At 36.5% G+C, this 13,382-nt stretch carries 11 protein-coding genes; 5 read left to right on the top strand and 6 right to left on the bottom strand.

The window, feature by feature from the left end; translation table 11 throughout:
* Positions 1 to 252: 252 nt before the first annotated feature.
* The 6 genes from I6F65_RS05035 to I6F65_RS05010 all read right to left on the bottom strand — a co-directional run bounded on the left by I6F65_RS05035 (position 253) and on the right by I6F65_RS05010 (position 7,121).
* Entirely contained in the window at positions 253 to 1,212 is a 960-nt protein-coding gene (locus tag I6F65_RS05035; protein ID WP_024612543.1) for a sugar-binding transcriptional regulator, read from the bottom strand.
* A 257-nt stretch (positions 1,213 to 1,469) separates the two neighbouring features.
* A complete protein-coding gene (locus I6F65_RS05030) occupies positions 1,470 to 2,471 on the bottom strand; it encodes an ABC transporter ATP-binding protein (protein WP_166109051.1) in 1,002 nt (333 codons plus the stop codon).
* A gap of 10 nt (positions 2,472 to 2,481) precedes the next feature.
* Entirely contained in the window at positions 2,482 to 3,312 is an 831-nt protein-coding gene (locus tag I6F65_RS05025) for a carbohydrate ABC transporter permease (RefSeq protein ID WP_024589367.1), read from the bottom strand.
* Between the two features lie 2 nt (positions 3,313 to 3,314).
* Positions 3,315 to 4,187, bottom strand: coding sequence for a carbohydrate ABC transporter permease (locus tag I6F65_RS05020; RefSeq protein WP_024612545.1), 873 nt, complete (start codon positions 4,185 to 4,187; stop codon positions 3,315 to 3,317).
* A 145-nt stretch (positions 4,188 to 4,332) separates the two neighbouring features.
* Positions 4,333 to 5,637, bottom strand: a complete 1,305-nt coding sequence (locus I6F65_RS05015; protein WP_197111804.1) for a sugar ABC transporter substrate-binding protein — start codon at positions 5,635 to 5,637, stop codon at positions 4,333 to 4,335.
* A gap of 155 nt (positions 5,638 to 5,792) precedes the next feature.
* The gene (locus I6F65_RS05010) at positions 5,793 to 7,121 is read right to left on the bottom strand and encodes a hypothetical protein (RefSeq protein WP_197111803.1); all 1,329 of its coding nucleotides are present in this window, start codon (positions 7,119 to 7,121) and stop codon (positions 5,793 to 5,795) included.
* A gap of 589 nt (positions 7,122 to 7,710) precedes the next feature.
* Here I6F65_RS05010 and I6F65_RS05005 point away from each other — a divergent pair.
* Genes I6F65_RS05005 through I6F65_RS04985 form a run of 5 tightly spaced genes read left to right on the top strand, consistent with a single transcriptional unit; the run spans position 7,711 to position 13,308 of the window.
* On the top strand, positions 7,711 to 8,094 hold the full coding sequence (locus I6F65_RS05005) for a response regulator (RefSeq protein WP_024609803.1): 384 nt from the start codon (positions 7,711 to 7,713) through the stop codon (positions 8,092 to 8,094).
* A gap of 14 nt (positions 8,095 to 8,108) precedes the next feature.
* Positions 8,109 to 9,014 carry a MoxR family ATPase gene (locus tag I6F65_RS05000; protein WP_197111802.1) on the top strand — a complete coding sequence of 302 codons (906 nt, stop codon included), beginning with the start codon at positions 8,109 to 8,111 and terminating at the stop codon, positions 9,012 to 9,014.
* Between the two features lie 6 nt (positions 9,015 to 9,020).
* Positions 9,021 to 10,007 carry a DUF58 domain-containing protein gene (locus I6F65_RS04995; RefSeq protein WP_197111801.1) on the top strand — a complete coding sequence of 329 codons (987 nt, stop codon included), beginning with the start codon at positions 9,021 to 9,023 and terminating at the stop codon, positions 10,005 to 10,007.
* Positions 10,007 to 11,989 (top strand): DUF3488 and transglutaminase-like domain-containing protein, encoded by a 1,983-nt coding sequence (locus I6F65_RS04990; protein WP_197111799.1) that lies wholly within the window; start codon positions 10,007 to 10,009, stop codon positions 11,987 to 11,989. The genes I6F65_RS04995 and I6F65_RS04990 overlap by 1 nt, the downstream gene beginning before the upstream one ends.
* Complete coding sequence (locus tag I6F65_RS04985; protein ID WP_166109059.1) at positions 11,986 to 13,308, top strand: Na+/H+ antiporter family protein; 1,323 nt, start codon at positions 11,986 to 11,988, stop codon at positions 13,306 to 13,308. The genes I6F65_RS04990 and I6F65_RS04985 overlap by 4 nt, the downstream gene beginning before the upstream one ends.
* Positions 13,309 to 13,382 lie beyond the last annotated feature (74 nt).

Raw genomic sequence — 13,382 nt, 5'->3', positions numbered from 1 at the left:
AACAATAAATTTTAGGTTAAGTAGGATATTGCTCATTAAATAGCCTAAATGACGCGTATCTACGTTAACTAATGAAGGTGAGTAACTTGGTTGTGTAATTATTTATGCTATTTAACATAATATAAATTATAGGAAGTAACTGTATATAAAGAAAGAGCGCTTTATTGCGCCCTTACTATGTCCAATACTAGACGGTATCGGACATTAAGTGATTTTATTACTATAACGTAATTTATCAATCTGATTAGTTTATTAATCAATACTTAGTAAACGTTCTGCTGTGTACTCATTAGTAATTAAACCACTAATCATATTTGATCTAACAGCACCTAAAATTGCCAATACTTTTTCTTCACCAGCAGCAATTGCATATATCTGCTTATTTGCATTTGTTTTTAATGGCGTACTAGCAACTCGTTGATTAACGTTACAATCTAATAAGTTACCGTTTTTATCAAATACCCAACTAATCATTTCACCAACAGCACCAAGATCTTGTAACTCCTTAAGTTCTTGAGCATCAACAAAGCCATCTATATGTAACGGCGACTTTTCGCCTAAGCTACCAATGCCAACAAATGTTACATCTGCATCTTTAGCAAGTTTCAAATTACCGGTAATATTTTGTTGCGCATGTAATTGGTTTTTTTCTTCAACACTTCTTGGTAATACTGGTAATGGCATTGGGTAATGTTTTGCATTAGTGTGCTCGGCCATTCTTACAACAACATCGTATGGTGAAGCCGATCCATCAAGTGCCATGTTACCAAGCATCGCTACAATTTTATGTTGCGGACAATCAACTGTTATTAACTCATCAACGCACGCACGTAAAACTCGACCGGTGCCCATAGCAAGTACTTTGGGTTGTTCTGATTTTAAATGCCTTTCTATTTCTGCAGCGCCAGCTTGGGCTAAACCTAATGTAGATGCCGGCTCAGATGGATCGCTAGGTACAACTTCGCAAGAATCTAATCCAAAACGACTTTTTAACTTTTCAGCTAAATCCATACATTTGGCAATTGGGTGATCTAACCTAACTTTAATTAGACCTTGGCTAACTGATAATGCGACCATTCTTTGTGCAGATTGACGCGATATGTTTAGCTTTTTAGCTATTTCATCTTGTGTCTTACCGCCAACATAATACAACCACCCTGCTCTGGCCGCATCGTCTAGCTTTCTGATCTCTGTGTTCGATAGCTTTACCACGTAAACCTCTTAAAATAGAAGGAAAACTAAGTCCTTATTTTCATTACATAATTTTAATTATATGCGTTGCTATATAAATTATTTTACTAATATTTTGATATACAATTATGAACAACATGATTGTTGTTTATTAACGTAAATATACCATTCATTAGTAAAAAATACCTAAGTTTCATAGGATTATGTAATTAGAATTTGATTAATATCACCCTTATAATTATCTATAAGGATGATATCAAACACCACAAATACGTGCTTTAGCGTATTGTTAAACCGTCTTTATCAAACTTTAATATTTTATTAGTCGGTGCACTAAGAAATATACTGTCGCCATATTTTAATGGGCAATCTCCATCAGCTTTTACTGTTACGGTCCCTTTGCCTTCAATGTTTATATGTAAAAAACTTTCTGATCCTAAATGCTCAATTACACCTACAGTACCAGCCCAAGTTCCTTGCTCAGTTGATAGTGTTAAATGCTCTGGGCGTATACCAATACAGCTAACATTAGCGTCTTCATTTTGTGGTGCATCTATAAAATTCATTTTTGGGGAGCCAATAAAACCGGCTACAAATTTATTTACAGGCTTTTTGTAAAGCTCTAAAGGTGTACCCACTTGCTCAATAATACCGGCATTGAATACAGCAATTCTATCTGCCATTGTCATTGCTTCAACCTGATCGTGTGTAACATAAATCATTGTTGTAGCTAAACTTTTATGTAGTTCTGATATTTCTAGGCGCATATTTACACGCAATGATGCATCAAGGTTTGAAAGTGGCTCATCAAACAAAAAAGCCGAAGGCTGACGTACAATTGCGCGCCCTATTGCTACGCGCTGACGCTGACCACCCGATAATTGCCCAGGTTTACGGTCTAAATAATCAGTTAAATTTAGAATTTTAGCCGCATTAGCAATTTTACTTTCGATTTCTGCAGGGCTTACTTTTGCTCTTTTTAAAGGAAAAGCAATATTGTTTCGTACAGTCATATGCGGATATAACGCATAGGATTGAAACACCATTGCTAAGCCTCTTTTTGCTGGCGGTGTTTTAGTTGCATCTACGCCATCTATTTCTATATTGCCACTGGTTGTATCTTCAAGCCCTGCAATCATACGTAATAATGTTGATTTACCACAGCCCGACGGACCTACAAAAACAATGAACTCACCATCTTTTATTTCTAGATCGAGTGGTTTAATTACGTTTACTTCATCAAAGTTTTTAGTTACTTGTTTTAGTGTGATGCTGCCCATGTGTATTCTCCTATTTTACTGCGCCGAAACTTAATCCACGCACTAATTGTTTTTGACTAAACCAACCAAGTATTAAAATTGGCACAATGGCCATGGCAGATGCTGCCGATAACTTAGCGTAAAATAACCCCTCAGGGCTTGAGTAACTGGCAATAAATGCCGTTAAAGGTGCAGCATTTGCAGCGGTTAAAATAAGTGTCCAAAACGCTTCATTCCACGACAAAATAACATTGAGTAATAGCGTTGAGGCTATACCAGGTAAGGCTATTGGTAATAAAACATGAAATATTTCTTCACCAATTGTTGCACCATCCATACGAGAAGCTTCAAGTATTTCGTTTGGTATTTCTCTAAAGTAGGTGTAAAGCATCCATACCATTATTGGTAAATTAATTAGTGTCATCACAATCACTAAACCTAACTTTGTATCAAGTAACGCAAAGTCACGAAACAATAAATAAATAGGAATAAGTACGCCTACTGGCGGTAACATTTTGGTTGAAAGCATCCACATTAATAAATGCTTTGTTTTTTTAGTTTGTACAAAAGCCATAGACCAAGCAGCAGGTACCGCAATTAATAACCCCAGTAAACTTGAACCTAGCGATATAACCACAGAGTTCCAAAAATGGGTAAAGTAAGGCGAACGCGACAGTACATCGCGGTAATTTTCGAGCGTCCAATCAAACGCATATAAGCTTGGGCTTGCTGATATTGCTTCGGCTTCCGTTTTAAAGCTGGTTATTAACGTCCATAAAATTGGAAAGAAAATCATGCCGCTTATTGTCCATGCTGCAATGGTATAAATTAGTTTGGAACGACGGCTATCTTTTATAGTCATAATTAACCCTCCAAGTTTTTGCCAATTAAGCGCATTAAAAATATAGCGACTATATTTGCAATAATAACTGCAACTATGCCCCCTGCCGATCCGCCACCTACATCAAATTGAAGTAGTGATTGCGTGTAAATTAAGTACGTTATATTGGTTGATGAATAACCAGGACCACCGCTAGTTGTTACTAATATTTCGGCAAAAATTGACAATAAAAATATAGTTTCGATTAAAATTACAGCGGTTACCGCACGTGATAAATGCGGTAAAACGATGTAGAAGAACTTGCTAAATGGACCTGCACCATCTAAATCAGCAGCTTCTAATTGCTCACGGTCTAAAGATTGTATAGCTGTGAGTAGTATTAATGCTGCAAACGGTAACCACTGCCAAGACACAATAATGATGATTGATAATAACGGTATTTGAGCAAAAAAGTCGATAGGTTCAAAGCCAAGCCAAATCGCAAAGTGTGCAAATAAGCCATTAACTGGGTTCATTAGCATGTTTTTCCATACCAATGCCGACACAGTTGGCATTACAAAAAATGGAGCTAATACCATAATGCGAACATAATTTCGTCCCCATATTGCTTGGTCAAGTAAAATGGCTAAGCCAATACCACCGCAAATGGTGATAAGTAAAACCCCAGTTACTAAGTAAAGCGTATTAAAAAATGATTCAAAAAATGCTGGATCTGTTAGAAAAAATTCATAGTTTAGAAAACCTACAAATTCTTTTTCTCCTGGTACTAATAAATTGTAATCAATAAATGAAAAATACAATGTCATGCACAGAGGAACTATCATCCAAGCAAGTAATAAAATTACACTAGGAAGTAGCATCAGCCGTGCAAGCGTACGCGAGTTAGTTGTTGCCATATGTAGACCTTAAAAAAGCCAATTCTATTTACTCTTTAACTATCGAGTGAAAATCAGAAACCCTTGATAGTCTTTATAACTAACAAGTAAATAGAATTGACATAAAATATTGGGTAAGTTTGAGTACTTACCCGCCCATTACATGCTATTTAGGATAGCGAGCTTTACGCATTGTTCGCTCAACGAGGTGTTGAGATGTACTAAGCGCTTGTTTTACGGTCATTTGGCCTGTTAATGCAGCTGAAAATTGTTGACCAACAGCGGTGCCGATTCCTTGAAACTCAGGAATAGCGACAAACTGAATACCTACATAAGGCACCGGTTTAACCGTTGGATTTTTAGGGTCAGCAGATTGGATAGAATCTAAAGTAATTTGCGCAAACGGTGCTGCGTCCATGTACTTTTGATTGTTGTATAGTGATTTACGTGTACCTGGTGGTACTTTTGCCCAGCCTTTTTTGTCGGCTACAAGTTGCGTGTATTCTTTAGATGTTGCCCAGCTAATAAACTTCATCGCTGCATCTGGTTTTTTGCTGCTTGCCGGTACGGCTAAAGTCCACGACCATAACCAATTACCGCGTTTACCTAAGCCATTATCTGGCGCAAGGGCAAATCCTACTTTATCGGCAACTTCAGAGTCTTTTTTGTTAGTAACAAATGCGCCAGCAACAGTAGCATCAATCCAAATACCACATTTTCCGGTTTGGAATAAAGCAAGGTTTTCGTTAAACCCGTTTGCAGATGAACCGGCAGGTCCCGACTCTTTCATTACATCTACATAATACTGTAATGTATTTTCCCACTCTGGGGTATTGAACTGAGGTTTCCAATTTTCATCAAACCAACGAGCACCGAACGAATTAGCCATTGATGTAATAAGCGCAACATTCTCACCCCAACCGGCTTTACCGCGTAAACAAAGACCATAAACACCCTCTTTTTTATCGGTCATGGCTTTGGCGGCCTTACGTATAAAGTCCCACGTTGGTGCTTTAGGCATAGTTAGCCCTGCTTTTTCCATTAAGTCAGTGCGATACATAACCATTGAACTTTCACCATAAAATGGTGCTGCATAAAGTTTATCGTTAATAGTTAAACCGCTTCGGATTGCAGGTATTAAATCGTCTAAATCGTAGTTTTCGCCTAAATTATCCAGCTCTTTTAGCCAATTTTGCTTGCCCCAAATAGGTACTTCATAAGTACCTATGGTCATTACATCGTATTGGCCGCCTTTTGTTGCTACATCGGTAGTGACACGTTGGCGAAGAATGTTTTCTTCTAGCGTTACCCATTTTAGGTCTATGTCAGGGTTTTGGCGGGTAAAGTCACTGCTTAGCTCTTTCATGGTGATCATGTCACCATTATTTACAGTGGCTATTGTAATTGTTTCTTTTGCAACAGCGCCCATGCTTATAAAGCCACACGCGAGCATAATTAATTTATTTTTCATCGGGTATTCCCCATATACAAAGTTAATGTCTCATTAAATACCGTTAAATTAGCCTTTATTTTTATCGCAGTTTTAATTAATTAAACTGCTAGCAAACTACCTTTTAAATACAGGTAAACCGCTAAATAAAGAGGCCGAGCTAGCCGGCTAATATCTTAAAACTTAACAGAAATTTCAGAAGTAAAACCATCAAATCCTTTACCGATTTGACCGCCCGAATTAACACCTTCTTCTTGATTAACATACTCAACTTTTAAAAGCGTTTTATCGTTAAACCAGTAACCAGCAGCTACTTGAATACGCTCTACTGTATTGTCTGTTTGTTCAATTAGATCTGAGGTGTTTTCGGCTTCTGCATAACGAGCCGCTACATATAACTTTTTAGGGATAACATATTGTTGTGCTTCAAACACGAAGTACTCTACTGATGAGTCGCCTTCTATTACACTGTTTGAATCAAAAGTAGTGCCGTTTTCATCAGCTATTCCATTTGTACCAAAGTAGGTAATACCGGCAACTGCGTTACCAGCCGCATCCGCAAACGTGTAGTCATCAGACGATTTACCAACCATAAAAATGAGGCTCGTTTCGTCAGATGGTTGATAAGCTAAATTAAACTGGATAATTGATTGCTCAAGGCCAGGCATGGCGCCCACGTGAGTATCACGTTCATTTGAAGGTGATGCTGAGAAATTATAGTTTTCACCATCGCCAAAGCGATAATTTGTTGTTGTTACACCATCAAGACTTGCTACACCATTTTCAAAACGTAATTGGTCGCCTTGATTCGCTTTTAATAAGTTTAAACCGGCTTTAAAGCCACCTTCAAATTCTAGAGTACCTTGAAGTCGGTAGTTGTAACCTCGGTCTTCTTGAAAAGCTTCACCAAAACTAGAGGTAGTGATATGACCTGTAACATTATAAGCACGCACTACACCGCTATCGAAAGTTTCGCTATAGCTTAGCTGCGCGCCATTTTCTGCGGTTGCATAATCTGTTATACCGTTACCAATTAATGCATTACCTTGGTTATCTGCACCGTCTTGAAAGCCTTTAAATTGAAAAGGCGAACCACCAATGTTACCCAAGCGTAATATTAAATTAGCATTATCTTTTGGTGTTCCATAAAGGCCTAGTAGGTCAAACTCAATACCTGCAAAGTCATTATGGAATGAAAAATCACGGTCCTCACCACCAAAGTCATTAGGCTCTTCGGCAATGTCTATGTCGGCTGTGATGTATTCATTAATATGAAATTTAAGCATTAGATTTGCTCTAATACGTCCAAACCCTGACTCTTGTTCTTCATCTTCTGGACGAAATGCGCCATCTTTCGCTTGAATTGACTGAAAGTTTTGCATTAATAAGAAATCTACGTCAATGCGATCTAAGTACTCTGAAACATCAGCCTGTGCAGGTGCTGATGTAGCCATAGCTGCCGCTATGAGAGAAATTGCAAATTTAGTATTTTTATTATTTAACATAATAAGCTCTTTATTTAGTGTGGTGTGTAAGTACAGTGTGTAGATGAGAAAATACTGAGCAATAACATAAGAAACCAATGAAACTGCACTTGTGAGCATAAGCCCATCTGGTGAGCATAATCACAGAATGAATTTAGAACGTCAACGATTTTTTATTACATAACGTTTACAAAAAATAGAGTTATAGTTTAAATATTTTTGAATCAATAAGTTAAGTAGCAAATTTGTTACAGTAATTTAAGTCGGAAATTCTGTTTTAGATGTATTTATTTAAAACAAGTAAACGGTTTGTTTGATATATGAACCAGAGTGAATTAAATAAAATACTCATGCGCGGGTTTTAGTGGTTTAAATTTACTCAAGCTAGGTTAAAGGAAACACTTAATGTTAAATAACGATCATTACTTATATATGTAGCAAAAAATATATAGCCAACTAAACGTTGTAGATTTTTATATAGATAAAAAATAATAAAAGCTGTAAACGGTATATTAATTACGCTTTTTTAAGCAACTATCTTGAGCTTACGTGGGGGTTAGCATAGTATTGAAAATACTTAAGATGTATTAAATATAGAAGTAATTAACATATGGAATTTGTTCGCCCTCTAGAGCCTATCCTCATCATTGATGATGTTAAGGAAATACGTGATTATCTAAATCAAATTTTAACTGAGCTCGGCTTTGAAGACATTTTAGAAAGCGCCAACTTCAACTCAGCTAAACCATTAATGAATGAAAAATCACCCAATGTTATTTTTTTAGACGTTGATTTACCTGACTCTGATGGCACCGATATTCTGGAGTTTATAAATGATACATACCCACATGCTCACGTTGTTATGTGCTCTGGGCATAATAGCTTCGAAAATGTTCAAAACACGTGGGAATTAGGTGCGAAAGGTTTTATAGCAAAACCTTTTAACGCTAAAAAAGTTGATACCGTAATGAAACGCCTCGAACTCATAGAATAATAAAAAAGGTTAACATGCAAAGTACCGTTACAGCGATTATAGAAGATTTATCAGGTGTTATTTTTGGCAAAAAACAACAAATTAAACTAGCGCTTACCTGCCTATTTAGTGACGGACATTTACTAATTGAGGATTTACCTGGCATGGGTAAAACAACGCTTTCACATGCTTTAGCTGCGGTACTCGGATTATCTTATCAACGTATACAGTTTACAAGTGATTTATTACCTGCCGATATTTTAGGCACAAATATATTTAATAGTAACGAGCACACATTTACTTTTCACAAAGGTCCCATATTTAGCCAGGTTGTATTAGCCGACGAAATAAATAGAGCGGGTCCTAAAACACAAAGTGCTTTACTAGAGGCAATGGAAGAGCAACAAGTTACTGTTGACGGTAAAAAGTATTCACTTCCAGCTTCTTTTTTTGTGATTGCTACACAAAATCCATTATATCAGTCTGGTACTTACCCATTACCTGAATCTCAGTTAGACCGTTTTTTAATGCGAATTAGTTTAGGGTTTCCACCAAAAGAAGCCGAAAAGCGTTTAATTTTAAATATGCAAAAACGTGACTACTCTATGTTACCAAAGCGAATAAATGAGCAGCAACTAGCAGAAATACAAACGGCTATTAGCAGCATTACAATAAGCTCTCCGGTAATTGACTACATTATTGAATTAGTAAACTACACACGTAATAGTAATGCATTTGCTGCGTCACTATCACCGCGTGCAAGTATGGCTTTAGCTAAAGCTGCAAAATCATGGGCTTATATTGACGGACGAGATTTTGTAATGCCAGAAGATGTGCAGGCAGTATTTGCAAGTGTATGTCAGCACCGATTAGGCTTACATAACGAGTCGGGTGAGGCACAGGTAAACGATATTTTAAAAGCTGTTTTGGTACCGGTATAAAATCTTATGCCAAAAAAAACAGTTAAGCGCCCTACTTTATTTAAGTCATTTAAGCGCGCAATATTTAATAAGCTATTAAAAAATAAACACTTAAAAAACTCCATCACCCTTGAGCATAAAACAATATATGTTTTACCATCATCTCTTGGATGGTACTTTGTTATTGTTGCTATATTAAACTTTATTATGGGTATTAATTATCAAAACAACTTAATTTTGATAATGGCTTATTTGATGTTTGTGGTAATAATAATTTCAGTACTTATGGGGTACAGTAATGCAAAGGGATTAACTGTAACTTTTAAAAGTGTATTTCCGAGTTTTTCCCCTCAGAAACCTAGTTCTCAATTTATTTTACAAAGTCCTACAATTTGCCAATCTGTATTACTCACCTATCAAGGCGAATTACAAACCCAAGTACACAGTGATGAGGTTAATAATAAACCCCAAACAATAACTCTTAATTTACCTTATTCACACCGTGGGCAATATGCATTTGAACGAATAAAAATTGCGAGCAACTATCCATTTGGTTTAGTTACAGTGTGGAGTTACATTCAGCTACAAAGCGAGACTTTTGTTTACCCTTCTCTTGAAAAAGTATTAAGTGATGAGCACGTTAGTGCACTTGATGAACAATCAGATAGCGGGATAGCAAAAGAAGCTGGTAGCGAAGAGTTTGAATCTTTAATTCCTCACTTACCAGAGATGGGTCTGCAAAGAATTTCGTGGAAACATTATGCTAAAACGCAGCAATTACTTGTGAAAGAATTTGTTGATTTTAAAACAGCAAATGCTCTATTCGATTTTAAGTTAATGCATGGCGATACTGAACAGCGCTTAAGTCAACTGTGCTTTTTAGTCTGCGAAGCCACAGAGCAAAATACTCCTTTTATGCTAAAACTACCCAATAAAACACTAAACACCAATACAGGGCAGCATCATAAACAGCAATGCCTAGAATTATTAAGTGCATTTAATGGGGCTGTATAATGAATATAATTAAAAATGAAAAAGTAATAAATTTTTCTTTATGCTTTATATATGCGTGTTTGATTATATTTTTTATCGCACACTTACCCATTGTATTTATTAGTGTTTTAACAATACTGTGTGTATGGAATTTTTATATTACAACAACAAATAAATCCAAACCTAATGCGTGGTTAGCTAATATATTAGCAGGTGCCGCTCTTGGGTTAATGATTTACAGTGTTGGAATGTCTGACACGGTTATTTTATTTGTTGCTATGTTATTGCTTTCTAGCATATTTAAGTTATTACAGGCTAAAACTAAAAAGCACTACCATATAATTACAACTCTTACGTTTTTCTCTCTTTCGGCTGTATATTTATTTAACCAAAGCATCGTTACCACACTCGTTGTAAGCGGCTTATACATATTAAACTTTGCAGTGCTTGGCTTATTAGAATCAAAACATAATTTGAAAGTAACGTCTAAACAAAGCGGTAAATTACTATTGCTTGCTTTGCCCTTAGCAATATTTTTATTATTATTTTTACCAAAAATGCCTGCGTTTTGGCAATTACCAGGTCCAAAACTTGCTAAAACAGGGCTTTCTGAACAAGTTGATCCTTTTGATATAGCTAAATTATCGAACTCAGATGAACTCGTCTTTAGAGCCACATTTAATAAGCAATCTCCAAGCTCTCCTTATTATTGGCGTGCTATTGTGCATGACGAATTTAATGGAAATGCTTGGTTAACATCCGACTTTTTAAAATATAATAATTCACCTGTTCAAGAGCTAAACGCAGGCGATGAAACGAAAGTTGAATACTCAGTAATAGCAGAACCCGCAACACAAAAATGGTTGTATGGACTTTCTTTCTCAACAAGTAATACAGATGGCGTGCAAGGAAACGCGCTTGGATTACTGAGGAAAAAGAAATATCAGGCAAAAAATCTGCAATACAATGTAAGCAGTGTAGCGCTTAATCAAACTCCTTTGTCACCAAGAAAAACGAAGCAATACACACTTCTTACAAGTAAAAACAATAGTAAAACACTAACACTCTCAGAAAATTTAAAACAACAAACAAAAAGTGACCGTGAATTTTATAATGCGTTATTACAGTACTTTGTAGATAAAAAGTTTACCTACACCTTAACGCCTTCACCTATGAGTGGCGACGATACTATTGATCAGTTTATATTTGATAATCAACGTGGCTTTTGTGGTCACTACGCCAGTGCCGCCGCTTATATATTTAGAAGTGCGGGAATTCCTGCTCGCGTAGTTAGTGGATATTTAGGTGGTGAACTTAATCAAAGTAATAATACGCTAACTGTTCGCCAGTATGATGCCCATGCATGGGTAGAAGTCTATTTAGAAAGCGAAGGTTGGGAGATTTTTGATGCTACCGCCGTTGTAGCACCAGAGCGTTTAAATGGCTCGCTTTCTCAAAATGAAGAATTAAACGATGAGTTCAAAAGTAATCTAGATTTTGGGCTTGTTAGCCTAAGTAATTTTGCAGCAATTAACTGGTTAAGGTTAGAACTCGAAAATTTAGATTATCAATGGGCAAGTTGGGTTCTTGGATTTGATGATGAAAAGCAAAGTGACTTTTTAAAATCAATTTTTGGAAGCAAAAACATTTGGTTGGTACCCTTAATTGTACTTTTAACAGCAGGCTTTTGTTTTATTGGGTACTTTGTGTATTTAAACTGGCCAAAACAAGGCTCTGCTAAATTAGCCCCGATGGTTAAAGAGTATTATCAAATAGTAAGTTGGGCTGAAAAACAAAAATTAAATATATCTGAGAATTTAACACCTAGTCAGCAACTTCAATATTTTGCAGTGCATTTGCCACAAGTTGCACAATCAATAAACGAATTTAGTGAATTATTTAACCAAGTACGTTATGAAAAAAAACCATTTACAAAAGAGCGTAAAACTCACGCTAAAGATCTGATAAAATTAATTAAAACTTCAAAACAGAGAAAACTATGAATGCTGTTGTTATAGGCGTTATTTTAATGCTTGGGCTATCTTTGGCCCGTGTAAACGTCATTGTTGCCATGACTATAAGTGCGTTAGTTGCAGGCCTAACTGCAGGTTTGGGGATAAAAGAAAGTGTTGATGCATTCAATTCAGGGCTTTCTGCAGGTGCGGAGATTGCACTAAGTTATGCAATGTTAGGTGCATTTGCCGTGGCTATTTCTAAATCAGGATTAACACGCATACTCGCCAATAAATTATTAGCGAAGGTAAATGCAAAAGACAGCAGTAATGAAACGTTCTTGAGCTACTTTATTTTATTAATTATTCTAGGTTGTGCTATTTCGTCACAAAACTTAGTACCAGTACACATTGCGTTTATTCCTATTTTAATTCCGCCCCTACTCGTTGTTTTTAATAAGTTACGATTAGATAGACGTGCTATAGCGTGCATTTTAACATTTGGATTAGCAACTTCTTACATGGTGTTGCCTTATGGTTTTGGCGGAATTTATTTATATTCTATTTTACATAAAAATCTTGTTGATAATGGTCTAGACATTGTAAATACACAAGTTCCTATTGCGATGATTATTCCTGCACTTGGTATGTTTATTGGGTTAATTATTGCAGTATTTATTACCTATAAAAAACGCCGTGAATACACAGAGCAGCCATTAACAACTCAGAGCAAATCGGCTGATGTCGAAAACCCTAAAAAAGTAATGATTGTAGGGCTTTTTGCAGTACTTGCCTCGCTTGTTGCACAAAACCTAAGTGGTTCAATGATTTTAGGGGGTTTAGTTGGTGTAATGATATTTAGTGTATTTGGTGTGGTTAAATGGGAAGAAAACGGCGACGTATTTAGCAAAGGCGTTGCGATGATGGCCATGATTGGTTTTATTATGATATCAGCACAAGGCTTTGCATCGGTTATGCAAGCCACTGGCGATGTAGCGAGCTTAGTACACAGTGGGGCCGCCCTTTTTGATGGTAATAAACCTTTGGCTGCCGGTGTTATTTTGTTAGTCGGGTTATTAATTACAATGGGAATTGGTAGTTCGTTTTCAACAGTGCCTATTATTGCAACTTTGTTTGTTCCTTTGTGTTTAGATCTTGGGTTTTCGGTTATGGCTACCGCCGCACTTGTTGGTACTGCGGGTGCTTTAGGTGATGCAGGCTCTCCTGCTTCAGACTCAACGCTTGGTCCAACATCAGGTTTAAATGCCGATGGTCAGCACGACCATATTAGAGACTCTGTTATTCCAACATTTATTCACTTTAACATCCCACTACTAATATTTGGCTGGATTGCAGCAATGGTGCTTTAAGTGGTATGTAAGTAAGTACTCGTAAATTTAATTAAAAGCTAAATGTAACTAAAAGGTATGTTAAAAGCATACCT

It is taken from the genome of Pseudoalteromonas sp. SWXJZ94C (assembly GCF_015864385.1).
In the GTDB taxonomy this organism is placed as follows: Bacteria; Pseudomonadota; Gammaproteobacteria; order Enterobacterales; family Alteromonadaceae; genus Pseudoalteromonas.
This window is presented reverse-complemented; position numbering and strand designations above follow the sequence as displayed.